At 73.7% G+C, this 26,687-nt stretch carries 24 protein-coding genes; 9 read left to right on the top strand and 15 right to left on the bottom strand.

Annotated features, from left to right (window positions below; all coding sequences use genetic code 11):
- The first annotated feature begins 112 nt into the window (after nt 1-112).
- Both LUTJ29_RS0111140 and LUTJ29_RS0111135 read left to right on the top strand, forming a co-directional pair.
- Nucleotides 113-730, top strand: a complete 618-nt coding sequence (locus LUTJ29_RS0111140; RefSeq protein WP_027072581.1) for an HD domain-containing phosphohydrolase — start codon at nt 113-115, stop codon at nt 728-730.
- An 82-nt stretch (nt 731-812) separates the two neighbouring features.
- Nucleotides 813-2,558, top strand: coding sequence for a VWA domain-containing protein (locus tag LUTJ29_RS0111135; RefSeq protein ID WP_027072580.1), 1,746 nt, complete (start codon nt 813-815; stop codon nt 2,556-2,558).
- Here the strand turns inward: LUTJ29_RS0111135 and LUTJ29_RS17210 are convergent.
- A complete protein-coding gene (locus tag LUTJ29_RS17210) occupies nt 2,545-5,466 on the bottom strand; it encodes an EAL domain-containing protein (RefSeq protein ID WP_232221201.1) in 2,922 nt (973 codons plus the stop codon). The two genes, LUTJ29_RS0111135 and LUTJ29_RS17210, sit on opposite strands and share 14 nt — an antisense overlap.
- Before the next feature lie 89 nt (nt 5,467-5,555).
- On the opposite strand from LUTJ29_RS17210, the gene LUTJ29_RS0111125 reads away from it, so the two are divergent.
- The 4 genes from LUTJ29_RS0111125 to LUTJ29_RS17205 are packed head-to-tail and all read left to right on the top strand — an operon-like array spanning nt 5,556 to nt 9,665.
- Nucleotides 5,556-6,236 (top strand): RNA polymerase sigma factor, encoded by a 681-nt coding sequence (locus LUTJ29_RS0111125; protein WP_084524843.1) that lies wholly within the window; start codon nt 5,556-5,558, stop codon nt 6,234-6,236.
- Nucleotides 6,233-7,273 carry a hypothetical protein gene (locus tag LUTJ29_RS0111120; RefSeq protein WP_027072578.1) on the top strand — a complete coding sequence of 347 codons (1,041 nt, stop codon included), beginning with the start codon at nt 6,233-6,235 and terminating at the stop codon, nt 7,271-7,273. The genes LUTJ29_RS0111125 and LUTJ29_RS0111120 overlap by 4 nt, the downstream gene beginning before the upstream one ends.
- Complete coding sequence (locus LUTJ29_RS0111115; protein WP_027072577.1) at nt 7,270-7,860, top strand: YigZ family protein; 591 nt, start codon at nt 7,270-7,272, stop codon at nt 7,858-7,860. The genes LUTJ29_RS0111120 and LUTJ29_RS0111115 overlap by 4 nt, the downstream gene beginning before the upstream one ends.
- Nucleotides 7,860-9,665 (top strand): ABC transporter transmembrane domain-containing protein, encoded by a 1,806-nt coding sequence (locus tag LUTJ29_RS17205; RefSeq protein ID WP_084524842.1) that lies wholly within the window; start codon nt 7,860-7,862, stop codon nt 9,663-9,665. The genes LUTJ29_RS0111115 and LUTJ29_RS17205 overlap by 1 nt, the downstream gene beginning before the upstream one ends.
- Here LUTJ29_RS17205 and LUTJ29_RS0111105 read toward each other — a convergent pair.
- A complete protein-coding gene (locus LUTJ29_RS0111105) occupies nt 9,655-10,506 on the bottom strand; it encodes a helix-turn-helix transcriptional regulator (protein WP_051322947.1) in 852 nt (283 codons plus the stop codon). The two genes, LUTJ29_RS17205 and LUTJ29_RS0111105, sit on opposite strands and share 11 nt — an antisense overlap.
- Nucleotides 10,507-10,638: 132 nt before the next feature.
- Here LUTJ29_RS0111105 and LUTJ29_RS0111100 point away from each other — a divergent pair, with 132 nt between their 5' ends.
- The gene (locus LUTJ29_RS0111100) at nt 10,639-11,403 is read left to right on the top strand and encodes an isocitrate lyase/phosphoenolpyruvate mutase family protein (protein WP_027072575.1); all 765 of its coding nucleotides are present in this window, start codon (nt 10,639-10,641) and stop codon (nt 11,401-11,403) included.
- 187 nt (nt 11,404-11,590) lie between these two features.
- On the opposite strand, the gene LUTJ29_RS0111095 is transcribed toward LUTJ29_RS0111100, so the two are convergent.
- Nucleotides 11,591-12,442 (bottom strand): AraC family transcriptional regulator, encoded by an 852-nt coding sequence (locus LUTJ29_RS0111095; protein ID WP_027072574.1) that lies wholly within the window; start codon nt 12,440-12,442, stop codon nt 11,591-11,593.
- Between the two features lie 154 nt (nt 12,443-12,596).
- Here LUTJ29_RS0111095 and LUTJ29_RS0111090 point away from each other — a divergent pair, with 154 nt between their 5' ends.
- Nucleotides 12,597-13,517: an alpha/beta hydrolase gene (locus tag LUTJ29_RS0111090; protein ID WP_027072573.1), complete on the top strand. Its 921-nt coding sequence runs from the start codon at nt 12,597-12,599 to the stop codon at nt 13,515-13,517.
- A 483-nt stretch (nt 13,518-14,000) separates the two neighbouring features.
- On the opposite strand, the gene LUTJ29_RS0111085 is transcribed toward LUTJ29_RS0111090, so the two are convergent.
- From LUTJ29_RS0111085 to LUTJ29_RS18130, 11 genes are all read right to left on the bottom strand, one after another.
- Nucleotides 14,001-15,617, bottom strand: coding sequence for an acyl-CoA dehydrogenase family protein (locus LUTJ29_RS0111085; protein ID WP_043741190.1), 1,617 nt, complete (start codon nt 15,615-15,617; stop codon nt 14,001-14,003).
- Entirely contained in the window at nt 15,617-16,864 is a 1,248-nt protein-coding gene (locus LUTJ29_RS0111080) for an NAD(P)/FAD-dependent oxidoreductase (RefSeq protein ID WP_027072571.1), read from the bottom strand. Before LUTJ29_RS0111080 ends, LUTJ29_RS0111085 begins: the two co-directional genes overlap by 1 nt.
- 82 nt (nt 16,865-16,946) lie before the next feature.
- Nucleotides 16,947-17,153 carry a cold-shock protein gene (locus LUTJ29_RS0111075; protein ID WP_027072570.1) on the bottom strand — a complete coding sequence of 69 codons (207 nt, stop codon included), beginning with the start codon at nt 17,151-17,153 and terminating at the stop codon, nt 16,947-16,949.
- A gap of 101 nt (nt 17,154-17,254) precedes the next feature.
- Nucleotides 17,255-18,013, bottom strand: coding sequence for an S-methyl-5'-thioinosine phosphorylase (locus tag LUTJ29_RS0111070; RefSeq protein ID WP_027072569.1), 759 nt, complete (start codon nt 18,011-18,013; stop codon nt 17,255-17,257).
- Between the two features lie 52 nt (nt 18,014-18,065).
- Nucleotides 18,066-18,626 (bottom strand): hypoxanthine-guanine phosphoribosyltransferase, encoded by a 561-nt coding sequence (locus tag LUTJ29_RS0111065; protein ID WP_027072568.1) that lies wholly within the window; start codon nt 18,624-18,626, stop codon nt 18,066-18,068.
- Nucleotides 18,623-19,630, bottom strand: a complete 1,008-nt coding sequence (nagZ, locus tag LUTJ29_RS0111060) for a beta-N-acetylhexosaminidase (protein ID WP_027072567.1) — start codon at nt 19,628-19,630, stop codon at nt 18,623-18,625. The genes LUTJ29_RS0111065 and nagZ overlap by 4 nt, the downstream gene beginning before the upstream one ends.
- A 90-nt stretch (nt 19,631-19,720) precedes the next feature.
- Entirely contained in the window at nt 19,721-20,416 is a 696-nt protein-coding gene (locus tag LUTJ29_RS0111055; protein WP_027072566.1) for a DsbA family oxidoreductase, read from the bottom strand.
- A 40-nt stretch (nt 20,417-20,456) separates the two neighbouring features.
- The gene (locus LUTJ29_RS0111050) at nt 20,457-20,969 is read right to left on the bottom strand and encodes a CYTH domain-containing protein (protein WP_027072565.1); all 513 of its coding nucleotides are present in this window, start codon (nt 20,967-20,969) and stop codon (nt 20,457-20,459) included.
- Nucleotides 20,970-21,108: 139 nt separating this feature from the next.
- On the bottom strand, nt 21,109-22,440 hold the full coding sequence (rlmD, locus tag LUTJ29_RS0111045) for a 23S rRNA (uracil(1939)-C(5))-methyltransferase RlmD (protein ID WP_027072564.1): 1,332 nt from the start codon (nt 22,438-22,440) through the stop codon (nt 21,109-21,111).
- Nucleotides 22,441-22,531: 91 nt separating this feature from the next.
- Nucleotides 22,532-23,134, bottom strand: coding sequence for a YdbL family protein (locus LUTJ29_RS0111040; protein ID WP_027072563.1), 603 nt, complete (start codon nt 23,132-23,134; stop codon nt 22,532-22,534).
- Nucleotides 23,135-23,173: 39 nt separating this feature from the next.
- A complete protein-coding gene (locus tag LUTJ29_RS18130; RefSeq protein ID WP_156911567.1) occupies nt 23,174-25,186 on the bottom strand; it encodes a hypothetical protein in 2,013 nt (670 codons plus the stop codon).
- A 34-nt stretch (nt 25,187-25,220) separates the two neighbouring features.
- On the opposite strand from LUTJ29_RS18130, the gene LUTJ29_RS0111030 reads away from it, so the two are divergent.
- Nucleotides 25,221-25,937 (top strand): response regulator, encoded by a 717-nt coding sequence (locus LUTJ29_RS0111030; RefSeq protein ID WP_043741185.1) that lies wholly within the window; start codon nt 25,221-25,223, stop codon nt 25,935-25,937.
- Here the strand turns inward: LUTJ29_RS0111030 and recO are convergent.
- Complete coding sequence (gene recO, locus LUTJ29_RS0111025; protein ID WP_027072561.1) at nt 25,913-26,671, bottom strand: DNA repair protein RecO; 759 nt, start codon at nt 26,669-26,671, stop codon at nt 25,913-25,915. The two genes, LUTJ29_RS0111030 and recO, sit on opposite strands and share 25 nt — an antisense overlap.
- Nucleotides 26,672-26,687: the final 16 nt, after the last annotated feature.

Genomic DNA, 26,687 nt, shown 5'->3' with positions numbered 1-26,687 from the left:
CCGACGACGCCATGGCCGGCGCAGTAGAATGCGCGGGTCGATGTCGGCAATGCGACGGTTCGCTGCGCGGCTCCGCTTCGTCACCCCCGCACGCCCCACCCACACCGCCCCGATGTCCGTAGTCCTCCCCGCCGCATGCGCGGGCGCGCCGTCCGTCGACGATGCCGCACTGGACGTGCTCGCCGCCGCGCTCGACCAGCGCGACCCCGACACGGACGCCCACTGCGGCCGCGTCAGCCAGCTGGCTGCCCTGCTCGGCACCCATTGCGACCTCGGCCCGCAGGCGCTGGGCGACCTCGCCCTGGCCGCGCGCTTCCATGACGTGGGCAAGATCGGGATTCCCGATGGCGTGCTGCTGGCCAACCGCGCCCTCGAGGCCCGGGACTGGGACGTGATGCGCACCCATCCCGCGCGCGGCGAGCGCCTGTTCCTGGCCACGGCGCGCGAGGACGCCACGCGCGTGGCGCGGTTGATCCGCCACCACCACGAGGCGGTGGACGGTTCGGGCTACCCCGACGGGCTGCGCGGGACGCAGATCCCGCTCGAGTGCCGGGTGCTGTCGGTGGTCGACGCCTTCGACGCGCTGACCAGCCGGCGTCCGTACCGCGCGCCGATGCCGGCGCGGGCCGCGATGCGCCGGCTCGGGGAAGCGGTGGGCCACCAGCTCGATGCCGACGTGTTCGCCGTGTTCGAGCGGCTGCTGTCGCGGGTGCAGGCCCTGCCCGTCTGACCGGGCCGGTGCCGCGCGCGGGTCGAACCCCGTTCGCCCCGGTCGGCCGTTTGCCGTTCCCGACCCCAACGGGAGACCGGTCATGATCCGCAACGCCCTCGCCGCCGCACTCGCCACCGCCCTGCTCGCCACCGCCTGCCGTTCGACGCCGCCGTCCACCTCCGGCATTGAGGTCGCCGCGCCGGGCGAACCCGGAGTGGCTGCGGCCGCCGCCCACGACGCGATGCGCGCGCGCCAGGCCGAGATCCGCCAGCTGCAACGCAGCCAGGCCGCGAGCAGGAGGGCCGCGCCTGCGTCCGCGATGGACTCGTTCGCTCCGCCCGCGCCGCCTCCGCCACCGGTCGCCTACGCTCCGCACCCGTCCTCGCCGCCGGCGGTGACCGACCGCTACGAGCGACCCGGCGACAATCCGGTGCAGCGCACGGCCGAGCAGCCGGTGTCGACCTTCTCGATCGACGTGGACACCGGCAGCTACAGCAACGTGCGCGGCTTCCTGCGGCGCGGCATGCGCCCGCCGGCCGACGCGGTGCGCGCCGAGGAGTTCATCAACTACTTCGCGTACGGCCATCCGGCGCCGGGGTCGCGCGAAACCCCGTTCCGGGTCACCACCGAGGTCGCGCCGGCGCCGTGGGACGCGCGCCGGCACCTGTTGATGGTCGGCATCAAGGGCTACGACGTGCCGAAGGACGTGCTGCCGCCGGCCAACCTGGTGTTCCTGGTCGACACCTCGGGTTCGATGGACTCGGACGACAAGCTGCCGCTGCTCAAGCGGGCGCTCTCCGGACTCGCCGGGCAGCTGCGTCCGCAGGACCGCGTCTCGATCGTGGCCTATGCCGGCACCGCGGGCCTGGTGCTGCCGCCCACGCCCGGCGACCGCAAGGACGAGATCCTGGCTGCGCTCGACCGACTCCAGGCACACGGCAGCACCAACGGCGGCGACGGCATCCGCCTGGCCTACGCCATGGCCCGCCGCGCCTTCGTCGAAGGCGGCGTGAACCGGGTGATCCTGGCCACCGACGGCGACTTCAACGTCGGCACCGTCGATGGCGGCTCGCTGGAGACCATGGTCGCCGACCAGCGCAGGTCGGGCATCGCCCTGACCACGCTCGGCTTCGGCACCGGCAACTACAACGACCACCTCGCCGAACGCCTGGCCGACGCCGGCGACGGCAACCACGCCTACGTCGACACCCTGCAGGAAGCGCGCAAGGTGCTGGTCGAGGAGATGTCCTCGACCCTGCTCACCATCGCCCGCGACGTGAAGATCCAGATCGAGTTCAATCCGGCCACCGTGGCCGAGTACCGCCTGGTCGGCTACGAGAACCGGATGCTGGCGCGCGAGGACTTCGCCAACGACCGGGTCGATGCCGGCGACATCGGCGCCGGCCACGAGGTGACCGCGCTGTACGAGCTCACCCTGGTCGGCTCCGGCGCAGAGCGCCTGCCGCCGCTGCGCTACGGCACCGCGGCGGCGCCTTCGGCGGGGGGCGCGGCGGCGAACGAACTGGCGCACCTGCGCCTGCGCTACAAGCGCCCGGACGAGGCGGACAGCCGCCTGGTCGAAACCCCGATCCTGCGCAGCGCGATCGGCACGACGCCATCGGCAAGCCTGCGCTTCGCCGCCAGCGTCGCGGCCTTCGCCGACGCGCTGCGCGGCGGCACCCACCTGGGCGACTGGGACTGGAGCGACATCGCCGCGACCGCGCGCGCGTCGCGCGGCGAGGACCGCTGGGGCCTGCGCGCGGAGTTCGTGGACCTGGTGGAGCGGGCGCGCCGGCTGGTGGCGGGCACCGCCGCGGACGAACCGCCCGTGGCTATCGCACGCTGAGCGCGGACGGCCGGGCGCGCCGGCGCTGCCCTTCCCGGGGCGGCATCGGCCGCCCGAACAGGAAGCCCTGGCCGTAGGTGCAGCCCAGGTCGGCCAGCACCTTGCGCTGCTGTTCGGTCTCCACGCCCTCGCCGATGGTCTCGATGCCGAGCGTCGAGGCCAGCGCCAGGATCGCGCGCACCAGGGCCAGGCTCTCGGTCTGGGTGTCGCCGGCGAGGCCGGCGATGAAGCTCTGGTCGATCTTCAGCGCCTGGATCGGGAACCGGTGCAGGTACGACAGCGCCGAGAAGCCGGTGCCGAAGTCGTCGAGCAGGGCGACCACGCCCTTCTCGCGCAGCGTGCCCAGGATGCGCGCGGCGCGCGGGGCGTCGTCGAGCAGCGCGCCCTCGGTGATCTCGATCCGCAGCCGCCGCGGATCGACCCCGGCCTCGCGTGCCATCTCCAGCAGGCGGTCAGCGAAGTCGTCGGCGTGGAAGTGCCGCGGCGAGACGTTGATCGACACGTAGCCGTCCGGGTGCCGGCCCATCCAGTCCACCACCCGGCGGTACAGCAGCCAGTCCACCTGCTCGATCAGGCCGCTGTCCTCGCACACTCGCAGGAACTCCGAGGGAGGCAGGTGGCCGTGCTGCTCGTGCTTCCAGCGCAGCAGCGCCTCGTGCCCGACCACGGCGCCGTCGGCCAGGCGCACGATCGGCTGGAAGTAGGGATCGAACGCATCGCGCTGGATCGCGCGGCGCAGGTCCGCCTCCAGGTCGAGCAGGCGGATCGCCTCGGCGCGCATTTCCTCGTCGAAGCGCTCGCTGCGGTCGCGGCCGCGCGCCTTGGCCCGGTACATGGCCGCGTCGGCGTCGCGCAGCAGCTCGTCGGCGTGGCGGTAGCGCGGCTGCCACAGGGCGATGCCGATGCTGGCCGAGGGGAACAGTTCGCGCCCGGCCACCCACATCGAGCGGCCGAGCTTCTGCTGGATCCGCGCCGCCACCGCGTCGGCGGCGTCGGCGTCGGCGACCGAATCGAGCACGATCGCGAACTCGTCGCCGCCCAGCCGCGCCACCATGTCGCTGGCCCCGATCGCGCCGCGGATCCGGCGCCCGACCTCGATCAGCATCGCGTCGCCGGCGGCGTGGCCCATCGAGTCGTTGATCAGCTTGAACCGGTCGAGGTCGAGGAACAGCACCGCGAACGGCTGCCGGCCGGCCTGGTGCATCTCCAGCATCATGCTGTCGAGCCGGTCGAGCAGGAATACCCGGTTGGGCAGGCCGGTGAGGTGGTCGTGGCGCGCCTGGTGGGTGAGGCGCTGCTGCGCGCGCACGCGCTCGCCGATCTGCGCGCGCAACTCGCGGTTGGCCTGCTCCAGTTCCCGCGTCCGCGCCTCGACCCGCGACTCGAGCTCGGCGTGCGCGGCCTTGAGCCACTCCTGGGCGCGCTTGCGCGCCAGCGCGCTGTCGATGTGGTGGGCGACGAAGGTCAGCAGTTCCTGGTCGGCGGTGGTGAAGCCGGTGCCGGCGGTGTAGCTCTGCACCGCGATCACGCCCACCGTGGTGCCGTCGCGCGAGAGCGGCACGCCGAGCCAGCAGTGCGCGCGCGAGCCGTGGCTGCGCAGCTGCCCGGCTTCCTCGAGCTGGGCCATGCCGTAGCGGTCGACCAGCAGCGCGCGGCCGGTGCGCAGCACGTACTCGGTCAGGCCGTGGCCGAGCGGGCGCGGCTTGCGCACCGGGTCGCGCTCGTCCACCGAATACGGGAACTCCAGGCGCCGGCCGTCGTCGCTGAGCAGGGCGATGTAGAAGTTGCGCGCGTCGAGCAGTTCGTCGATGACGCCGTGCACCTCGGCGTAGAAGCGCTCGATGCTCCCGGCGGTGGTGGACAGCTCGCTGATCCGGAACAGCGCGCGCTGCAGCCGCTCGGCGCGCTCGCGCTCGACGATCTCCGCCTCCAGCACCCAGTTGGCGTGCTGCAGTTCGCGGGTGCGTTCCTCGACCCGGCGCTCGAGCTCCTCGCGCGCCGACTTGCGGTCGAGCGCGGTGAGGATGTGCTGGGCCACGAACTCGAGCAGGGCGCGGTCCTCGTGGGTGTAGCGCTCGGGCTGGTCGTAGCTCTGCACCACCACCGCGCCGCCGACGTAGCCGTCGCGGCGCATCGGCACGCCGAGCCAGTCGGCGCTGTCCGGGCCGTGCGCCGGGTCGCGCTCGACGCCGAGCATGCGCCGCACCCGGTCGGACGGGCCCAGCAGCGGGCGGCCGTGGCGCAGCATGGCCACGGTCAGGCTGTTGGGCATGTCCGAGAGCGGGATTTCCTGGTCGGGGTCGGCCTTCCACGGGTCGCGCTGGTCGACGAAGTACAGGAACCGCACCGTGTCGCGCACGTCGTCGTAGCGCACGATGTAGAAGTTCTCGGCCGGCATCAGGGTGCCGACGATCGCGTGGATGCGGGCCAGCATCTCCTGCATGTCGAGGTTGGATCCCGACAGGTCGGCGATCTGGTACAGGGCCTGGCGCAGGCGCTCGGACTTGCGCAGGCCCTCGATCCGGGACTGCGCGCGGGCGCTGGCGAAGGTCGCGTCGATGGTGCTGCGGGCCAGCGCCAGCCAGCCGTCGCGGAGGCCGTCGGGCAGTCCGTCCCCGGCGTCGACGACCAGCGCCATCCGGGTCGCGTCCAGGGTCCACGCGTCGCTCAGTTCCGTGCCCTTGGCGCCGGACGCCGCGGCTCCGCCCAGCAGCGCCTCCACCGCCCGCACCTGCCGGCTGCCCGCGCGCTCGCTGGTCGACGTGCCGCTGCCCAGCAGCGGGTCGTGCCAGCCCACGGCCACCGATGCCCCGGCCGGCAGCGTCCGCGCAAGCAGCGTCGCGATGCCGGCAAGCCCCTGGTGCACCCGGGAACCGCTCGCGCTCGCCTCGACGGCCAGGATATTCACAAGTGAAACACCTCCAATTCCAAAGCATAACGGCATTCGGGCCCTGCCCCGGCAAACCCCGTTCCCGCCGCCCGTCCGTTGGCACCTCCATGTCGACCGCGATCGCCGCCCGGCCGGCGGCCGCCCCGCCACGCCGGCGCGGCCGCGCCGGCTTCACTCCGTCCGGGGCAGGGCTTACCCTGCTGCCGGTGAACGAGGCCGCGCCCGCCACCGCCCCCGAACCCGCAGACGAAGCGCTGATGCTGGCCTATGCGCGGGGCGACGTGGCGGCGTTCGAGCAGCTCTACGCGCGCCACCGGCTGCGCCTGTACCGCTACCTGCTGGGGCAGCTGCGCGACGGCGCGCTGGCCGACGAACTGTTCCAGGACGTGTGGCAGAAGGTGATCGCCGCGCGCGCGGGCTGGAGGCCGGAGGCCGCGTTCGCGACCTGGCTGTACCGGATCGCGCACAACCGCCTGGCCGACCACTGGCGCGCCCTGCGCCACCGGCCGGCGGCGCCGGAAGACGCCGGCGAGCGCACCGCCCGGGTGCCCGATCCCGACACGCCGGAGCGGCGGCTGTCGGAGTTCGAGCAGCGCCGCCAGCTGCAGCTCGCGCTCGACGCGCTGCCGCCCGAGCAGCGCGAGGTGGTGATGCTGCGCCTGGAGCAGGAACTGAGCCTGGAGGAGATCGGGGAAGTGACCGGCGTGGGGCGGGAAACGGTGAAATCGCGCCTGCGCTACGCGATGGACAAGCTGCGCGCCCGGCTGGGCCCGGAGGTGGTGCCGTGAACCGGCCGCCGCACGAACCGCTCGACCCGGCCGAGCGCGAGCTGGCGCGCCGCCTGGCGCAGCTCGACGCGAAGGCGGCGCCTTCGCCAGCCCTCGATGCCGCGATCCTCGCCGCCGCCCGGGCCGAAGCCGCCGGCTCCGGCGCGCCGCCGCAGCCGCGCCCGGCGCCGCATGCGCGGCGCCGTCGGCTGCGCTGGCCGGTGGGCTTCGGCATCGCCGCCTCGCTCGCGCTGGCGCTGGGCGTGGCCTGGCAGCTGCGGCCGGTGCCGGACGCGGTCGTGGAACGGCCCTCCGAAGCCGCCGCCGTCGCCGGCCCCCCGGCGCCCGCCGCACGCCCCCTGGCGGCCCCGGCGATGCCGGCCGCCGGAGCCGACCCTGACGGCGGGGACGCCACCGCGGCGCCCGCTGCCGCGTCCACCCCGGCGCCACCACAGGCCCAGTCTGCACGCAAGCAGGCCGCGGACGCCCCGGCCCAGCCGCCCCCGCCCGCCGAGCCGCCAGTGGCCGATGCCGCGGAGCGCGACGCCAGGGAGTCCGCGGAGCGCACGGCCCGCGCCGCCGCGGCCCGGGCCGCGACCGAGCGCGCCGAAGCCCGACGCGCCGAGGCCGCCGTGCCGCCGCCTTCGCCTCCCGCGCCGCCGCCGCCCATGCCTTCTCCCGCCCCGCCTGCGCCGGAGCAGGCCGCGGAGGCCGAAGCCGGAGCCGAGCTGTTCGTGCCACCGCCTCCACCGCCTCCACCGCCTCCGGCGGCCGCCGCGCCGACCGCCGTCGACCAGGCCGCGGCCCGCCCGCGCATGCGCCAGGCCGCACCCGCGATGGCGCCGCCGCCGATCGACATGGCCGCCGACCAGCCACTCGACGACGAGCCGCCCGCATCGGCCGACTCGCCCGGCGTGCGCGAGGCCTGGCTGCAGCGCATCCGCGAACTGCGCGACGACGGCCGCCTCGACGAGGCCCGCGCCAGCCTGCAGGAGTTCGTGCGCCGCCATCCGCAGGCCATGGTCCCCGACGACCTGCGCCCGCTGCTCGACCGATGAGCCTGGACACGCTGGCGGAGCGGGCCAGCCACGCGCTCGAAGTCAGGCACAGCCGCTTCCTCGCCAATGCCGCGCCGGTCGCGTCGGCGGCGGAGGCGGCCGCGTTCGTGCAGGAGGTGTCGGTCCCCGACGCCACCCACAACTGCTGGGCCTGGCGGCTGGGCCAGGACTACCGCAGCAGCGACGACGGCGAACCGGCCGGCACCGCCGGGCGCCCGATCCTGGCCGCGATCGACGGCCAGGGATTCGACCGGGTGGTGGTCGTGGTCACGCGCTGGTTCGGCGGGATCAAGCTCGGCGCCGGCGGGCTGGTGCGCGCCTACGGCGGCGCCGCGGCCGAGTGCCTGCGCCTGGCGCCGCGCCTGCCGCTGGTGGAGACCGCGACCGTCGCGGTGCACGTTCCGTTCGCCGACATCGCCCAGCTCCACCACCTGCTGCCGCAGTTCTCGGCGGTGAAACTGGGCGAGGCCTTCGACGCCGACGGCATGCGCGCCGAGCTCGAACTCCCCGCCGATTCCGTCGCCGACTTGAAATCCCGGCTCCGCGACGCCACCCGTGACCGGGCACGGTTCCACGACGAAGGCTGATGGCGTTCACCCACGACCGGCGCGGTGGCGCCCACGGCAATCCGTCCGGCGACGCCGGCACGACCGCCACCAGGGCGCCGATCGGCTCGCTGCGCACGCTGTGGCCCTTCGTCATGCGCCACAAGGCGCTGTTCTCGGCCTGGCTGCTGGCGCTGGCCGGATCCTCCGCGGCGACGCTTGCGCTGCCGGTGGCGGTGCGCCAGATCATCGACCGCGGCTTCAGCAGCGGCAGCAACATCGATGCGACCTTCGCCCTGGTGCTGCTGGTGGCGATCGCCCTGGCGCTGGCCACCGCGGCGCGCTTCTTCTTCGTCTCGCTGCTGGGCGAGCGCGTGGTCGCCGACCTGCGCAACCGCCTCTACGGCCACCTGGTCGGGCTCGACCAGTCGTTCTTCGAGCGCACCCGCAGCGGCGAGCTGGTCTCTCGCCTCACCGCCGACACCGAATTGCTGCGCAGCGTGATCGGCACGACGATGTCGGTGGCCTTGCGCAGCCTGGTGACCGTGGTCGGCAGCGTGGCGATGCTGCTGGTCACCAGCCCCAAGCTGGCGATCTGGGCGCTGGTCGGCATCCCGCTGCTGGTGCTGCCGCTGGTGCTGGGTGGCCGCAGGCTGCAGAAGATCTCGCGCCAGAGCCAGGACCGCGTGGCCGACGCCAACGCGCTGGCGAGCGAGGCGCTGGGGGCGATCCGCACCGTGCAGGCGCACGCGCGCGAGGAGTACGAACGCGGACGCTTCGCTGCGGCGGTGGCGCTCGCCGTGGCCACCGCCCGGCGCAGGATCACGGTGCAGGCGCTGGTGACCGCGGTGGCGATCTCGCTGATCTTCGGCGCGATCATCCTGGTGCTGTGGCTGGGCGCGCACGACGTGATCCGCGGCGAGATGACGGCCGGCACGCTCGGCCAGTTCGTGCTGTACGCGCTGCTGGGCGCGGGCTCGGTGGGCGCGCTGGCCGAGGTGTGGAACGAACTGCAGCGCGCGGCCGGCGGCATGGGCCGGATCGGCGAGCTGCTGTCCGAGCGCAGCGGCATCGCGGCGCCGGCGCAGCCGGCGACGCTGCCGCAGCCGCTGCGCGGCGCGATCCGCTTCGACGACGTGACCTTCCACTACCCCACCCGTCCGGACGCGCCGGCGCTGGACCACTTCAGCCTCGAGGTCCAGCCCGGCGAAACCGTGGCCCTGGTGGGTCCGTCGGGCGCGGGCAAGAGCACCGTGTTCGCGATGCTGCTGCGCTTCCACGACCCGCAGTCGGGGCGGATCACGGTCGACGGCGTCGACATCGCCAGCCTCGATCCGGTCGAACTGCGCGGGGCGATCGCGCTGGTCCCGCAGCAGCCGGCGATCTTCGCCGCCAGCGCGCGCGAGAACATCCGCTACGGTCGCCTGGAGGCGAGCGACGCCGAGGTCGAGGCCGCCGCGAGGGCCGCCGAGGCGCACGCCTTCCTCTGCGCCCTGCCCGCCGGCTACGACGAACAGCTGGGCGAACGCGGCGCGCGCCTGTCGGGCGGCCAGCAGCAGCGCATCGCGATCGCCCGGGCGCTGCTGCGCGACGCGCCGATCCTGCTGCTGGACGAGGCGACGTCCGCGCTCGACGCGCAGAGCGAGCGCGCAGTGCAGACCGCGCTCGAGCACCTGATGGAAGGCCGCACCACCCTGGTGGTCGCGCACCGGCTGGCGACGGTCCTCAAGGCCGACCGGATCGTGGTGATGGACCGCGGCCGCATCGTCGCCCAGGGCACGCACGACCAGCTGCTCGCCCAGGGCGGCCTCTACGCCGAGCTGGCGAAGCTGCAGTTCATCGACTGAACCGGGCGCCGGCGGACCCGTCGACCAGCGCCCGGCAGTGGGCCGCGGTGGCGTCGTCCATCGGGAAGCAGCATTCGATGTGCAGCTCGTCCAGGGTGATGTCGCGCGGCATGGCGAAGGTGGTGATGGTCGAGAAGAAGCGCAGTTCGACCCCGTCGCGGCGCAGCGTCGTGGTCAGCAGCGGCGAGGGCGGCGACGACAGGTCGCGCGTGCGCCAGCGCGCGGGGACGCCGGGATAGGCCAGCATCTCCTCGAGCAGTTCGCGCGCGACGCGGTCGCCCGGCACGGCCGCGACCTGTTCGTGCAGGTGCCGGATCAGTTCGCCGGCCACCTCCTCCCAGTTGGCGACCGCCGCGCGCAGGTCGGCCGGGTCGAAGAACTGGCGCATGATGTTGGCGTGGGCGCTGTCGCGGCCACCGAGCATCAGCCGGTTGACCCGCGCGGCGGCATCGTTGGCGCGCAACACGTCCCAGCGACGGTTGATCAGGAAGGCGGGGTACGGCGACTGCTGGGCGAGGATCGCGTCGATGGCCTGGTCGATGCGCGCCAGCACCGGCGCGCCGAGCGCGCTCTCGGGGAACTGGGGCGCGAAGCCCGCGTCCAGCAACAGTGCGTTGCGCTCGCGCAGCGGCATTTCCAGCGCGTCGGCCAGCCGCGCCAGCAGTTCGCGTCCGGGCCGCGACTTGCCGGTTTCGATGCAGCTCAGGTGGCGGGCCGAGGTTTCCGCGGCCAACGCCAGCTGCAGCTGGCTCAGGTGCCGCGCGGTGCGCCACTCGCGCAGCCGTGCGCCGATCGGCGTCGGCACGAGGTCGCTGCCCGGTCGCTGGCGCGCTGCATCCATGCCGCGAGGATACGGCCGGCCGCGACGCGTCCGCCATGACCCGGGGGTCATGGCGGCATGACCTGCGCGTCATTGCCGCCGGTCGCCGCCGCGCGCAGCCTGTGCCGCGACTTCACGGCCAGGAGCCATACCATGCATCCACGCACCCCGTCCGCCCACGTCTTCCGCGCCCTGCACAAGGGCCCGCGGCCACTGCTGCTGTTCAACGCCTGGGACGCCGGCAGCGCCAGGACCATCGCCGGCTGCGGCGCCGAGGCGCTGGCGACCAGCAGCTGGGCGATCGCCGCCGTACACGGCCTGCCCGACGGCGAGCAGTTGCCGCTGGAGGCGACCCTGGACACGGTTGCCCGGATCGCGAAGGTGAGCGAACTGCCCCTGACGGTGGACCTGGAACGCGGCTACGACGACCCGGCCGAGACCGTCGCGCGCGCGATCGCGGCCGGCGCGGTCGGCGGCAACCTCGAGGACGGGCTGGCGTCGGGCCTGCGTCCGGTCGAAGAACAGGCCGCCCGGCTCGCCCAGGCGCGCGCCGCGGCCGAAGCCGCGGGCCTGCCGTTCTTCATCAATGCCCGCACCGACCTGTTCCTGCAGCGTCCGGCCGACACGCACGATGCCGGCCTGGTCGACGAAGCGCTGGCGCGCGCCCGCGCCTATGCCGCCGCGGGCGCGGACGGACTGTTCGTGCCGGGCCTGGTCGCACCCGAACTGATCCGGCGCGTGGTGCAGGGATCGCCGCTGCCGGTCAACATCATGTGGGTCCGGGGCTGCCCGTCCTTCGAGGAGCTGGCGCGGCTCGGCGTCGCCCGCGTCAGCCACGGGCCCGGCCCCTGGATCGCCGCGATGGAAGCCGTGGCCGCGGCGTTCGCCCGGGCGCGCGGCGAGCCGGAAGCGGCCTGACCCGAGGCCCCTTGCGCGGGCGGCGGAGCCGCGCGCGCACATTCCGCCGGCGCCATGCGCACGGCGGGAGCGCGGACCCGCCGCCACAGCCGGTGTCCGTGGCCGGCCGCGCCGATGTTCCGCAAGGCCGTCTGCGGGCCGCCGGGCGCGGTCCTCTGCGGCGACGCGGGACGGGCGACAGTGCCACTCATCGGCCCATGCCGGCGGCGGCCAGCGGCGCCACGCTGGTCTTGCGCCACGCGCGCGGCGAGTGCCCGGTCTGCGCCTTGAACGCGCGCGAGAGCGCGGCCTCGCTCCCGTAGCCCACCTGCGAAGCGACGATCTTCAGCGGCCGGCCTCGCCGCAGCGCCTGCTGGGCGAGGCTGATCCGCCAGGACTGCAGGTACTGCCCGGGGGTGACGCCGACCGTGTCGCGGAAGGTCGCCGCGAACACGCTGCGCGACATGCCCGCGATCCGGGCCAGTTCCTCCAGTGGCCACTCCTTCGCCGGCGCCTCATGCATCGCCACCAGCGCATGCCGCAGGCGCGGATGCGCCAGCCCCGACAGCATGCCGACGCGGATCTCGCCGCCGTGCAGCAGGTGGCGCAGCACCTGCACCATCACCACCTCGAACAGCCGCTCGACGATGGCCATGCGCCCGCATCGCGCGCCGAACGCCTCGTCGAACATGATCGACAGCAGCGACTCCGCGCCATCGAGTTCCTCCAGCGGCACGCACACGAAGGCTGGCAGGCTGGCCACGACCGGATTGCCCGCGCCTCCCTCGAACGACAGATGCGCGCACACCATGTCGGCCCCGCGCTCGGCGTCGGTGATGAAGCGGTGCGCCATCGGCCGCGGATACAGCAGCAGGCTGGGCCTGGAGATGCGGATCTGCTCGCGGCCATGGACGAGATCGAGCACGCCGGCGCGCAGCAGGTGCAGCTGTCCGTGTTCCCCGTCGTCCACGACGGTGTTGATGCCGCACAGCGGACCGGTGTTGAAGACCCGGGCCCGCACCGGGAAGTGCGCCATCAATGCAGCCAACCGGTCGGTCATGGGCGGACTCCCTGTCAACTTTTCAGGACTTTACATCACCAGATGTCCCGGCAACGCGCCCAGAGTATGCCTCGCCGGTCGACGACACCACGCAGGCGCCACCACCGCCCGCGATCCGGCCGGCCCCCTCCCCCAACTGCACGGAGACAACGCCATGAACACCATTGCCCGTACCGTCGCAGCCGGCACCCTGGCCCTGGCTGCCGCCACCGGCCCGCAGGCCGCTTCCGCCGCCACCATCGACGGCAACTACGTCGTTACCGCGGACGGCGTGCGCCTCTATTTCAAGGACTGGGGCCCGAAGGACGGCCCGGTCGTCACCTTCAGCCACGGCTGGCCGCTGAGTTCGGACAGCTGGGAATCGCAGATGCTGTTCCTGGCCTCGAAGGGCTACCGCGTCGTCGCCCACGACCGCCGCGGCCACGGCCGCTCGAGCCAGCCGTGGGACGGCAACGACATGGACCACTACGCCGACGACCTGGCCGCGGTGATCAACGCCCTGGACCTGCGCGACGTCACCCTGGTCGGTTTCTCCACCGGCGGCGGCGAAGTGGTCCGCTACATCAGCCGCCACGGCACCTCGCGGGTGAAGAAGGCGGTGCTGGTGTCCGCGGTCCCGCCGCTGATGCTCAGGACCGGCGACAACCCCGGCGGCCTGCCGATCGAGGTGTTCGACGGACTGCGCAAGGCTTCGATCGAGAACCGCTCGCAGCTGTACCTCGACATCGCGTCCGGCCCGTTCTACGGCTTCAACCGCCCCGGCGCGACGCCGAACCCGGGCCTGGTCCAGTCGTTCTGGGCCCAGGGCATGCAGGGCGGGCACAAGAACACCTACGACTCGATCGCCGCGTTCTCGGCCACCGACTTCCGCGAGGACCTGAAGAAGATCGACGTGCCCACCCTGGTGATCCACGGCGACGACGACCAGATCGTGCCGATCGACCTCTCCGGACGCGCCTCCGCGGCGCTGGTCAAGGGCGCCGAGCTGGTCGTCTACGAGGGCGGCCCCCACGGCATCACGGACACCCACAAGGAGCGGCTCAACCAGGACCTGCTGGACTTCCTGTCGAAGTGATCCGTCGCACCTGATCGTCCTGCCCCCTGCCGGCCGCCGGGACTCCGCGGCCGGCTTTTCCCGTTCCGCAGGCCGCCCTCCCCCGCTCGCGGGGGAGGGAACTGGGCGCCCCCGTCTACCCCTCCCCCCGCTTGCGGGGGGAGGCCGGGAGGGGGGCACCGCGGTCCCATGACATGCGCTGGCGACCTCCCCCCACCCCAACCCTCCCCCGCTCGCGGGGGAGGGAGCCGGGCGCCCCCGTCTACCTCCTCCCCCGCCTGCGGGGGAGGGAGCACGGTCATTCGCCTCCGCCCGCCCGACGTTGCCCGAGCCCAGATGCGCCGTGGCCGGCTGGCCTGCGCAGCGGACTCAAGGGGGAGGCGTGCGCCGCGCGCGCCGGACATTCGCGGAGCAGGCCCGCTGGCCGCGGCGCGACCCAACCGTCGCGCCGAAACCATCGAGTTCGCCTTCCGACCCTGCCCGGGGCGCCCCCGCCCGACCAGGTCACCCGCCCCCGGCCCGCTCCAGCACCAGATCGAAATCGACCTCCGGCGCCAGCACTCCATACACCCCCGGCCCGATGCCTCCAGACCGGCTGCGGCAGAACACGTCCGCCAGCGGACTCCCCGCCGACAGCAGCGCCGCCGCCTGGAGCTGCACCGCCAATGCCGCCACCGCCGAACGCGCGTGCGCTTCGCCCGGCGGCGTTGCCAGCAGACGGCGCACCCTCTCCAGCCCGGCGTCGTAGGCATCGTCCCGCCCGCCCGCGGAATCCAGGAAAGACAGCAGCGCCGCGCCCGTCTCCGGCTCGCGCGCGAGCGCCCGCAGCACGTCCAGGCACTGGATGTTGCCGCTGCCTTCCCAGATCGAGTTGAGCGGCGCCTGCCGGTACAGCCGCGGCAGCAGCGATTCCTCCACGTATCCAGCGCCACCCAGGCACTCCTGCGCCTCGTTGACGAAGCCCGGCGCACGCTTGCAGATCCAGAACTTGCCGATCGCCGTCGCGATCCGAGCGAACGCCGCCTGCGCTGCGTCGCGCGGCGCGGCATCCACCGCGCCGGCCACCCGCATCGACAGCGCCAGCGCCGCCTCGGCCTCGATCGCCAGGTCGGCCAGCACGTTGCGCATCAGCGGCTGCTCCACGAGCCGCCGCCCGAACGCGCGCCGGTGCCGGCAGTGATGCAGCGCCTGCGCGAACGCCATGCGCATCAGCCCCGCCGACCCGAGCATGCAGTCCAGGCGGGTGAGCATCACCATCTGGATGATCGTCGCGACCCCGCGCCCTTCCTCGCCTATCCGATGCGCCCGTGCCGCGTCGAACTCGATCTCCGACGACGCATTGCTCCAGTCGCCCAGCTTGTCCTTGAGCCGCATCAGCCGGAATCCGTTGAGCGTCCCGTCCAGCAGCCGCCGCGGAAGCAGGAAACAGGTGAGCCCGCCCGGCGCCTGCGCCAGCACCAGGAAGCCGTCGCTCATCGGCGCCGAGAAGAACCACTTGTGCCCGCGCAGCACGTAGCCGCCATCGGCCTGCGGCGTCGCCGTGGTGGTGTTGGCGCGCACGTCGCTGCCGCCCTGCTTCTCGGTCATGCCCATGCCGAGCGTGACGCCGTGCTTGCCGGCCACCGGCACGTCGCGCGGGTCGTACCGGCAGGCCGCCACCTTCGCCACCCATTCGCGCAGCGACGGCTCGCGCGCCAGCACCGGTACCGCGGCGTGGGTCATGGTGAGCGGGCAGCTGGTGCCCGGCTCGGCCTGGTAGTGCAGGTAGGACAGCGCCGCGCGCGCCACGTGCGCGCCCGGCTCCGGCCGCGCCCACGACAGCCCGGCGACCCCGCCGGCGATCGCCGCGTCCATGACCTGGTGGTAGTGCGGATGGAACTCCACCGTGTCGATGCGGTGGCCATGGCGGTCGTGCGTGCGCAGCCGTGGCCGGTCGCGGTGCGCGTCGAAGGACAGCGCCAGCAGCTCGCCGCCGGCCAGCGCGCCGTAGCGCGCCACGACGTCGGAGAAGGCGCCGCCGCCCTCGCGCGCCAGCGCCTCGCGCAGGGCGGCGTCGTCGCGCCACAGGTCGCGCGGCGCGAATTCCGGCGGCTGGTTCTCGACGACGTGGGTGGCGTCCATCACTGTCCTCCTTGCACCTGCCGGGCGGTCCCGCGGGCCAGCGCCTCGACGAACGCCTCGTCCAGCGCGAGCCGGCCGAACAGGCCCTGCTGGGTGCCGCCGAGCACCCGCAGCATGTGCATGCGTGCCAGCGGCAGCCGGCCGACGGGACCAAGCCCAAGGTCGCGCAGGCGGGCCACCATGTCCAGTTCGGACTGGAACATCGGCGTCAGCCAGCGGCTCCACAGCTGGTAGATCGCCACGTGCCGGCGCCGCCCGCGCTCGAACGCCGCGAGCGCATCGTGCACGTCGCCGCGCGTGCGCAGCGCGTCGGCGAGCGCCATCGCGTCGAGCAGCGCCATGTTCACGCCCTGCCCGAGCTGCGGGCTCATCGCATGCGCGGCGTCCCCGACCAGCACCGCCCGCCCCCGGTGCCAGCGCGCCAGCACGCTGTCGCGATAGCCGGCACGGGCGAGCTGCGCCGGCTCGCACAGGCCCGACAGCAGCGGCTCGACCTCCGGCCACAGGTCCAGCACCGACGATTTCCAGGCGTCGACGCCATCCGCGTGCCAGCGATCGAACTGCGCGATCGGCAGGCTCCAGAAGAATCCCAGTCGCGCGACCTCTTCGCCCGGCCGCGTGCCCACCGGCAGCAAGCCCACCATCCGTCGCGCCGCGGCATAGCGCTGGCGCAGTTCGCGCAGGTGCGGCCAGCCGGCCGCGGGCAGCAGGCACCACAGCGCACCCCAGGGATAGGGGCGGTCCCGGCGCACCCGGCCGACCTGGCCGCGCAGCAGCGAGTCCGCGCCGTCGGCCACCACCACAAGGTCGTAGGGACCATGGCGCCGGCCTGCGCCGTCGACCAGCACCCGTCCTTCGTCCTCCAGCGCGGCGATCGCGGTCCCGCCCCGGACCTGCCCGTGGCCGGCGAATGCCCCGGCGAGGATCGAGAACAACGCGCCGCGCTGCAGGCCCACCCCCACCAGGCGCGGATCGAGCCCGGCATAGCGCATGTCCATCACGGCGCGTCCGGCGGCGGTTTCGCCGTACAGCCGTTCGACCGGCGCGCCGTGGGCGAGCACCGCCTCGAGCAGCCCCATCCGCCACAGCACCTGCAGCCCGCTGGGCTGGAGCAGGAACCCGGCGCCCACCGGTCCCGGCGCCGGCACCCGCTCGAATACCTCCACGTGGTGGCCGTCGCGCTCGAGCAGCACCGCCGCGCATTGCCCGGCGCTGCCGTAGCCGATGATCGCGATGCGGCGCTTCATCCGTCCCCCCGCGCCCCGCCGGCGCCCCGCCCAGAAAAAAGCCCCGCCGGAGCGGGGCTTGAAATCGTGCCTGTCGGATTCCTCAGGCGACCGGCTGGACCCCGGCGGCCTGCGCGCCCTTCGGGCCCTGGGTGACCTCGTACTGGACGCGCTGTCCTTCCTGCAGGCTGCGGAAGCCCTTGGCGTCGATCGCCGAGTAGTGGACGAACACATCCGCGCTGCCGTCTTCCGGCGCGATGAACCCGAACCCCTTGGCGTCGTTGAACCACTTCACTGTGCCGTATTGCATGACTCGTCGAACCTCGTGATGGCTGGTGGCGCCCGGTCGGCCAAACCGCAGCCGCCCTCCCCGGACCGCCCGAGTATGCAAAGCATCAGGGTTCCATGCAATCACCGGGCCAGCAGCGCCGACACCAGCGCCGGGATGCCGGCCGACGCCGCCGCCACGTTTTCGAGCACGTCCTCGAGGGTGATGGTTTCATCCGGATCGGGTCCGGCACCCGCCGCCCAGTTCGCCACGATCGCCAGGCAGGCGTAATCCAGGCCCATCTCGCGCGCCAGCCCGGCCTCGGGCATGCCGGTCATGCCGACCAGGTCGCAGCCGTCGCGGCGCATGCGCGCGATCTCCGCCTTCGTCTCCAGCCGCGGGCCCTGGGTGGCGCCGTAGCAGCCGCCATCCACCACCGCGACGCCCGCCGCGGCCGCCGCGGCCAGGACCCGCGCGCGCAGCGCGGGCGTGTACGGGTCGCCGAAGTCCACGTGCAGCACTTCGGTGCCCGGTTCCTCGCAGAGGGTCGAGATCCGGCCCCAGGTGTAGTCGATCAGCTGGTCCGGGCAGGCCAGCACCCGCGGCCCGAAGCGTTCGGTGATGCCGCCGACCGTGTTGAGCGCCAGCACCTGGCGCGCGCCCAGCACCCTGAGCGCGGCGAGATTGGCCCGGTAGTTCACCTTGTGCGGCGGCACCGAATGCGATTCGCCGTGGCGGGCGAGGAACGCGACCCTGCGGCCGCCGAGCGTGCCCACCCGCACCGGGCCCGACGGCGTGCCGTACGGGGTGTCGGGCTGGTGGCTGGACACGTCGCGCAGTTCGGCCAGCGCGTACAGGCCGGTGCCGCCGATGACGGCGAGTTCGATCTGGTCGGAGGTCATGGCAGTTCGGTTCGCGGGTGGCGGGCGGTCGGACGCGGCGCGCCGGCGGACGTCAGTCGCCGAGTGCGTAGATCCCCGGCAGGTTGCGCCCCTGCTCGTGGAAGTCCATGCCGTAGCCGAACACGTAGCGGTCGGGCACCTCGACGCCGCTGTAGTCGGCGCAGATGTCGTCCACGCAGCGGTCGTGGGCCTTGGTCGCGAGCACCGCGATCCGCACGTCGATCGCGCCCTGGTCCTCGCACCAGTACTTGACCGCCTTGAGCGTGTGGCCCTCGTCGAGGATGTCGTCGACCAGCAGCACGCGGCGGCCGCGCATCGGCGTGGCCGGGCGGTGCAGCCAGGCCAGGCGCGAGCCGGTGGTGGCGCCGCGGTAGCGGGTCGCGTGCAGGTAGTCGAATTCGACGTCGAGCCCGCGTTCGCCGAGCGCGAACGCCAGCTGCCCGGCGAACGGGAGGCCGCCGTGCATCACGGTGACGAACAGCGGCGGCTGCCCGTCCCGGGCGTAGTCGGGGACGATCGCGTCGGCGATGTCCTCGATCGCGTCCTCGAGCTCGTCGCGGTCGAACAGCAGTTCGGCCGACTCCATGATTTCGGACAACTTCGGTACGTTCATGCCGTCTGCCCCATGCGCGCGGCCAGCTGCGCCTGCACGCCGCCGTAGCGGTCGTCGGCCAGCAGGCCATCCCAGCCCAGTCCGCCGCGTCCCAGCAGGCCGACCAGCGCCATCGTGTTGAGGCTGCGGTTCGCGACCGCGGCCAGCGATTCCTCGACCAGCTCCGGGTGGCAGACCAGGACCACGTCGCAGCCGGCGTCCAGGTGCGCGTCCACGCGCGCCTTCACCCCGCCGGCGGAGAACGCCGCGGCCATGCCGATGTCGTCGGAGAACACCACGCCGCGGAAGCCGAGCTCGCCGCGCAGGATGTCGTTGATCCAGCGCGAGGAGTAACCGGCCGGCTCCGGCGCCACCTGCGGATAGACCACGTGCGCCAGCATCACCGCGTCGGCCCCGGCCTCGATGCCGGCGACGAACGGCACCAGGTCGTGGGCACGGATCTCGTCGAGCGTGCGCGGATCGACCGCGGTGTCGAAGTGGGTGTCCTCGCGCACCGTGCCGTGGCCGGGGAAGTGCTTGAGCGTGGCGGCCATGCCCACCGCGTGCATGCCGCGAACGTAGGCGCGGGTGAACTCGGCCACCACCTGCGGGTCCTCGGAGAACGCACGGTCGCCGATCGCGAGATTGCCGTGGCCGACGTCGACCACCGGCGCGAAGCTCAGGTCCAGGCCGGTGGCGCGGATCTCGCTGGCCATCAGCCAGGCGTGCTGCTCGGCCAGGCGCAGCGCGCCCTCCGGGTCCTCGCGGTACAGGCGGCCGAAGCCTTCCAGCGCGGGCAGGTCGCTGAAGCCCTCGCGGAAGCGCTGCACGCGCCCGCCTTCCTGGTCGACGCAGATCAGCACGGGCCGCGGCGCGGCCTCGCGGATCGCCGCGCAAAGCTCGGTCACCTGCGCACGCGAGGCGAAGTTGCGCTTGAACAGGATCACGCCCGCGCAGGCGTCGTTCTGCAGCCAGTCGCGCTCCTGGGCGCCGAGTTCAAGGCCGGCAATGCCGATCACGAGCATCCGGGCAATCTCCTTCACGTGCGCGGTCGCGCACCGGCACATTGTGGCAGATGGGCGCGCGCGCGGAGACCCCGCGCCACGCCGCGGCCTTCACGCGCGGCAGCCGTCCGGCCCGCAGTCCGCGCCCGTGCCCTGCGCGCCGTCGTCCGGCCCCGCCCCGTCCGCCGCCTGGCGCAGGGCCCGCGCGAACAGCTCCGGCGGCTGCGCGCCCTGGACCGCGAATCGACCGTCGAGGACGAACGTCGGCACCGCACGGATGCCCATCGCCTGGGCCCGCGCGACCGCGGCGCGGACCTCGGCCGCGCCCTCGCTCCCGGCGAGCAGCGTCCGGACGCGTTCGCCGGGCAATCCGCCGGCCTCGCCGGCCGCCACCAGCACCTCCGCGTCGGCCAGGTTGCGGCCTTCGGCGAAGTGGGCCCGGAACAGCGCCTCGCCGACCGCGTCCGCGTCGCCCTCGCGCGCGGCCAGCCACAGCAGCCGGTGCGCCGGCAGGGTGGTCACCCGCACCTGGCCCCGGTCGAAGTCCATCGGCAGGCCTTCGGCCCGCGCCGCGGCCTGGGTGGACGCGAGGATCTGCTCCGTGCGCCCTGCCCCGCCGAACTTCGCCGCGTAGGCCTCGCGCAGCGGCACCGGATCGGTCCCGGCATCGGGATCGAGCAGGTACGGATGCCAGCGCACGTTCACGCGCGGCGCGGCATCGCCCAGCAGGGCCAGGCCGCGCGCGAAGCGGTGCTTGCCGATCCAGCACCAGGGACAGACCACGTCCGACCAGATGTCGATCCTCAGCGGGCGGGCTTCGGCGGCCATGGCATGTCCTCCGGACGGCTCAGCCGGGGCCACGGCGTTCGTCCGCGCTCCAGCGCGCGTACGGATGCGAGGCCAGGGCCAGGTTGTAGTAGCGCGGTTCGTCGGTGACTTCGCGCCCTGCCCACGGCGGCAGCGCGAACGCCTCGTCGGGGCTCCCGAGCTCGATCTCGGCCACCACCAGTCCGGCGTTGTCGCCGAGGAACTCGTCGACCTCCCACACGTGGCCCTCGTGGCGCACCAGGTGCCGGCGCTTGTCGATCACCCCGCCCACGCACAGCGCCAGCAGCGCACGCGCCTCGTCCACCGGGACCGGGTAGTCGAACTCCTGCCGGCTGCGGCCGATCTCGCGCGACTTGATGTTCAGGAAGGCCTCGTCGCCCTGGATCCGGACCCGGATCGAGGCGTGCTGCTCGCCGCGGTCCATGGCGCCGACGTCGTTGAGGTAGCCCTGCGCCATCGGCAGCACGGCATGCGCGGCCTCGCGCCAGCCCTCTCCGGTCACCAGGAACTTGCGTTCGATCTCAAGGGCCATGTCAGTCGTGCTCGAACAGCGCAATGCTCTCGCCACGGGCCGTGTGGGGAAACATGTCCGCGCCGCGACATGGGCCGTGTGCCCGGACGATGAACGCGTCGCCACGCGCGACGCACTCCCTACCACCCCACGCATGCTTTCATGCGGGTTCGAACAGCGCAATGCTCTCGACGTGGGCCGTGTGGGGAAACATGTCCATCACCCCCGCACTCACCAGCCTCCACCCCCGCTCGTTCACCAGGTACCCCGCGTCGCGTGCCAGCGAGCCGGGGTGGCAGCTGACGTAGACGATGCGGCCGAAACGCTCCAGCGGCAGCTGCTTCAGCACCTCGATCGCGCCCGAGCGCGGCGGGTCGAGCAGCAGCTTGTCGAAGCCCTGGCGCATCCACGGCGTGCCGCGCTGGTCCCGGGTGAGGTCGGCGGCGTGGAACGCGGCGTTGCCCAGGCCGTTGAGCGCGGCGTTGTCGCGCGCCCGCGCCACCAGCCCGGCCTCCCCTTCCACGCCCACGACCTCTGCGGCGCTGCGCGCGATCGGCAGGGTGAAGTTGCCCAGCCCGCAGAACAGGTCGAGCACGCGCTCGCCCGGACGCAGGTCGAGCAGCTCCAGCGCGCGCGCGATCATCGCCTCGTTCAGGCGCGCGTTGACCTGGATGAAGTCGAGCGGCCGGAACGACAGGGTGATGTCCCAGGGGGCGAGCCGGAACGCGTGCCGCGGCCGGTGCGGCCACAGCGGATGCACCGAGTCCACGCCGCGCGGCTGCAGGTGGATGGCCACCCGGTGCCGCTGCCCGAACTGGCGCAGCGCCGCCAGGTCCGCTTCGCACAGCGGCTGCAGGTGCCGGAACACCAGGGCCACGCCGTCGAACTCCGGTTCCGGGTCGCCGACGATGAACTCGACCTGTGGCACCTCGCGCCGCGCCTGCAGGCCGTCCACCAGCCTCGAAAGCGGGACCACCAGCTCGGCCACGCCCGGCACCACGGTGTGGCATTCGTGCAGGTCGGCGACGAAGCGCGGGTCGCGCTCGCGGAAGCCGACCAGGGTCTTGTCCTTCTTCTCCACCCGGCGCACCGAGAAGCGGCCCTTGCGCCGGTAGTGCCAGGCGCCGCCGGTCAGTGGCGGCAGCACGCTGCCCGCCGACACGTGGCCGATGCGTTCCAGGTTCTCCAGCAGCACCCGCTGCTTGGCCAGGATCTGCTTCGAGTCCTCCAGGTGCTGCAGGACGCAGCCGCTGCACACGCCGAAGTGCGCGCAGCGCGGCACGACGCGGTCGGGCGAGGCCTGCAGCACCTCGAGCGTGGCGGCCTCGTCGAAGTTGCGCGAACGCGCGGTCTGGCGCACCAGCACCCGCTCGCCCGGCAGGGCATCGGCGACGAACACGGTCTTGCCGCCTTCGCGGCGGGCGACGCCGCGGCCGTCGTGGCTGAGGTCGATGATCTCGAGTTCGAAGGGCGTCTGGTCGATCCGGGCCACGAGGGTCAGGCGTGCATGCGGGGCCGGCGATTGTCGCAGATGTCGCCGCCGCGCACCGGACGCGGCATGGCGCCGCGCCCCGCGGCAGCCGCTACTTCTGCTTCCAGGCCCCGCCCTGCCGGTACCACCAGCCCGGGCGCGCGCTGGCGATCCACTGCCGCGCGAACACCTGCCGGATCTGCGGCTCCCACTCCGGATGGCCGTTGGCGACGGCGATCTCGCGGTACACCGCGTTGCGGTCGCGATTGTCGTCGGCGACCGCCGCGTTTACCGCGACCCGGTCCTTGATCGCCAGCTTCGATGCGTCGCGCACCACGATCGTGCCGTCGTCGACGAAGCCCAGCGCCCCCGAGTCGAAGTGCGGGCGCAGCACCGAATTGAAGCGCGATTCCATCCGCGCCTGGATCGCCTGGATCGCCGGCGTGCGGATCGTGATGTCGGGCGTGTCCTGGGCCTGGGCGCTGCCGATGCCCAGCAGCACGAACGGATCGAAGCGCAGCCTGTGCACGGCCATTCCGCCGTCGCCTGGCGGCGGGGCCTCGGGCGCCGGCGCGTCGCCCTCCTCGCCGATCACCTTCTCGACGAACTCGCGCGCGGCCTCGCGGGCCTCGGCGGCCGGGAAATAGACATTGATGGTGACGCACGCGCACAGCGCGAGGGCGAGCAGGACCGGTATTCCCAGCAGGCGACGCATGGTTGGCTCCCTTTCCAGTGCAGCCGGCCGGGCGGCCGGTCAGTCCACCACCGGCGCGACATCGCCGGCGGCCGCGGCGGCCAGGCGTTCCACCAGGGTCGGCCAATCCACATTGCGATTGAACCCGACCACCTGCAGCCTGGGAACGCCCGAACCCTCGACGATAGTAAATCCAGCGCCCGCTGAATGCAGGCCCGACATCCGGCAGACCTCGTTGGCCAGCCGGCAGCCGATCCCGATGCGGCGGTAGCCGAAGTCGTCGAACAGGGCCACCAGCCGGCCCTGCAGGCTGCCGACGAACGAGGCGTCGCCCACGCTGGAGATGTCCTGCACCGCGCGCTGGCTGATGCGCTGGCGCACGCCCGGCGCGGGTTCGGTGTGCAGCCAGGCGTCGAAGGCGGTGGCGGTCCAGTCGACCAGGCGCAGGCCGTCGATGCGGCCATGCAGGCGCCCGGTGATGCTGCCGAAGTCGAAGGCGCCGGTCAGGCCTTCCAGGTCGAGGCCGTGCAGCGAGAGATCGGCCGACAGCGTGGGCGCGACCCCGAACGGGCGCTCCATCGACAGTGCGGACACGTCGACGCGGCCATCGAACACCCGCATCGACAGGCCGCCGTCGAAGTCGAGCCGCTGGCTGGCGTAGCGTGCCTGCGGGATGCGCCCATCGAGGCTGCCGCGGAAGGCCGGCCAGCCGAGCGCTGCGCTCAGCTGGCCGACGTCCAGGCCGTCGAGCTCGAGCCCGAACCCCAGGCGCAACCCTTCGGCGCCGCCGGGATCCAGGGCGAAATCGAGCAGCCGCAGCTCGCCGCCGAGCATGGGCAGCGACGCCGGGGCACGCAGGCGCAGCACGCCGTCGCGGCTGGCGAGCGGCAGTTCGATCGCCCCGAACGCCAATCCGTACAGGGCGCCCTCGCGCCAGGACAGCCGGCCTTGCGCCGCGCCACGGGCGCGGTGGCGCAGCTCGCCCGCGAGGCCTTCGATGCGCAGGCGATCGCGCGGATCGCGCATGGACACGTCGTGCAGGCGCGCGTCGAGCGCCTGCAGCATGCCGCCGGAGACCTGCAGCGTCGCGTCCGCGGCGCCGTCCAGTTCAAGCCCCGACAGGCCCGCCAGGCCCAGCCAGCCCGACAGGTAGCGTTCGGGCAATGCCGCGAGCCGGGCGCTGCGGGCCTGCAGCGACAGCGCGCGCAGGCTCGCATCGGCGGCGAAGCTCGCATCGCCCTCGACCTGCAGCGCGTCGCCGTCGCGCAACGCCAGGCGCGGCAGCCGCCAGCCACCGTCCGCCTGTTGCCGCGCCTCCAGCGCGAATCCGGCCGGCCTCCCGGCGATCGCCACGTAGGTGTTCCCGACCAGCACTTCGCCGTCGCGGACCTCGCCGCTGGCCACGATCCGCGCCGGGCCCGTGTCCGGCTGCAGCCAGTCGAAGCCGATGGCGCCGTCCAGTCCGGCCACCGCGACCGCGGCGTCGGTGGTGTCCAGGGCGAGGCCGTCGACGTCGAGGCGCCCCTCGACATGCAGCGGCTGGCGTGGCGGCGTGTGCACGACGATGGTCCCGTCGGCGACGCCGTCCCCGACGCTTGCCTGCGTCCACGCACGCTGCAGCAATGCCTGGGCCCACAGGAGCGGCACGCGGACGAGGTCGAGGCGGGTAACGTCGGGCGCCACGGCCTCGCGCCGCAGCTGCAGCCGCGCGTTGCCCTGCGACAGGCGGGCACCGGTGCAGACGGACGACAGGTCCACCGACAGGTGCATGCGCGCGCCGCCGCGACCCTGAAGCGGCCCGGCGCAATGCCATGCGCCCGCGCCATCGTGCGACAGCGGGCAGCGCCACCGCACCTGCCGGTATTCCGGGCCCAGCGCGGGCGCCGCGATCCGCGCGGCCTGGATCGACAGCTCGCCGTGCGCCGCGCCGGCCGGCCACGACAGGCGCACGACCACGCCGTCGAGTTCGGCGCCCGCCACCTCCAGCGAGCCGATCCGCGCCGTCGCGGTGCGCGCCTGCGCCGGCCAGGCGCAGAGCGCCAGCAGCAACAGCGTTAAGATGCGCGCGGGCATGGGTCGAGCATATCCGCTGCGCAGGGAGGCGAGGATGAACCCCAGGATCCTGCTGGTCGAGGACGATCCCACCAGTCGCGCCTTCCTGCTGGCCGCGACGCGGGCCCTGCCCGCCGAGGTGGACGTGGCCTGCGACCTGGCCGGCGCGATCGAAGCGGCGACGGCGTGCACGCACGATCTCTGGCTGTTCGATGCGCGGCTCCCGGACGGAAGCGGCGCGCAACTGCTGTCGCTGCTGCGCGGACGCGGCCTCGCGACGCCCGCCCTCGCCCACACCGCCTCGCACGAGCGCAGCGAACACGAGGCACTGCGCGCGGCCGGCTTCATCGACGTGCTCGTCAAGCCGATGCCGGCCGCCGACTGGACCGCCGCGCTGCGCCGCGCCCTCGGCCGGGGCGGACCCGCCGCGACCGCGGAGGACGCCGGGGTCTATGCGCGACTCCACGGACTGCCGGTCTGGGACGACGTGCGCGCCCTGGCCGCGCTCGGCAACAGCCAGGCCAACGTGTCCGGGCTGCGCCAGCTGTTCGTCTCCGAGCTTCCGGCCACGCGCGACGCGGTGGCGGCGGCGGCCGAGCGGGGCGACGTCGGCACCGTGCGCGACCAGCTGCACCGGCTGCGCTCGGGCTGCGGATTCGTCGGCGCCGCGCGCCTGCTCGAAGCCACGCTGCGGCTGCAGGCCGCACCGGGCTCGGGCACCGCGCTGCGTGCCTTCCTCGACGCCGCTCAGGACACGCTCTCGGCGTCCTGAGCCGGCACGCGTCCCGACACCCGCGCCAGGTCCGCCGCGAGCTGCCATGACCGCAGTCCGCGCGGCCCGACGTGCCGGGACACCAGCTCGCGCATCGCCAGGCGCAGGCTGTCGAGGTCCTCGGCGCCGGGACGCACGTCCGCCGCCAGCGCGAGCAGCGCGGCGCCGGTGGCGTGGCGCTGGCGCGATTCGCCGCTGCGCTCGCCCAGCACCCGGCGCGGCCCGTGTTCGGCCTCGAGCCGGTAGCGCGCGGCCGGATCGATCGGAGCGCCGTCGCCATCGACGCGGAAGTCGAACCCCACGCCCAGCGCCTGCAGCAGGTCGCGCTCGAAGCGGCGCAGCGTCCAGGCCAGGTCGCCGGCATCGTGCAGCCGCGCGCGCACCTCGCCGTACAGCGCGTAGAGCTCGGGGTGCGGATCGTGGCCGGGCGCCAGCCGCAGCACCAGCTCGTTGATGTAGAACGCGGCCAGGCTGGCATGTCCGGCGAGCAGCGGCGGCGCGTCGAGCGCCTCCACCGACGACAGGTAGCCGAGTTCGCCGCGCTGCACGCCGTCGAAGCGCACGTGCTGCAGCGGCTGCAGGGCCGCGAGCTGCATCTGCCGGCGCGGCCCGCGCACCCCCCGGGCGATGACGCCGATCCGCCCGTGCGCCCGCGTCAGCAGGTCGACCAGCAGGCTGGACTCGCGCCAGGGCCGGGCATGGAGGACGTAGGCGGTTTCACCCGAGTAGCGCATGTCAGCGCATGGCGGC

Origin of the sequence: Luteimonas sp. J29, assembly GCF_000472505.1 — a bacterium.
In the GTDB taxonomy this organism is placed as follows: domain Bacteria; phylum Pseudomonadota; class Gammaproteobacteria; order Xanthomonadales; family Xanthomonadaceae; genus Luteimonas.
Note: the sequence above shows the minus strand (reverse complement) of the source record. Positions and strands in the feature narration are given on the sequence as shown.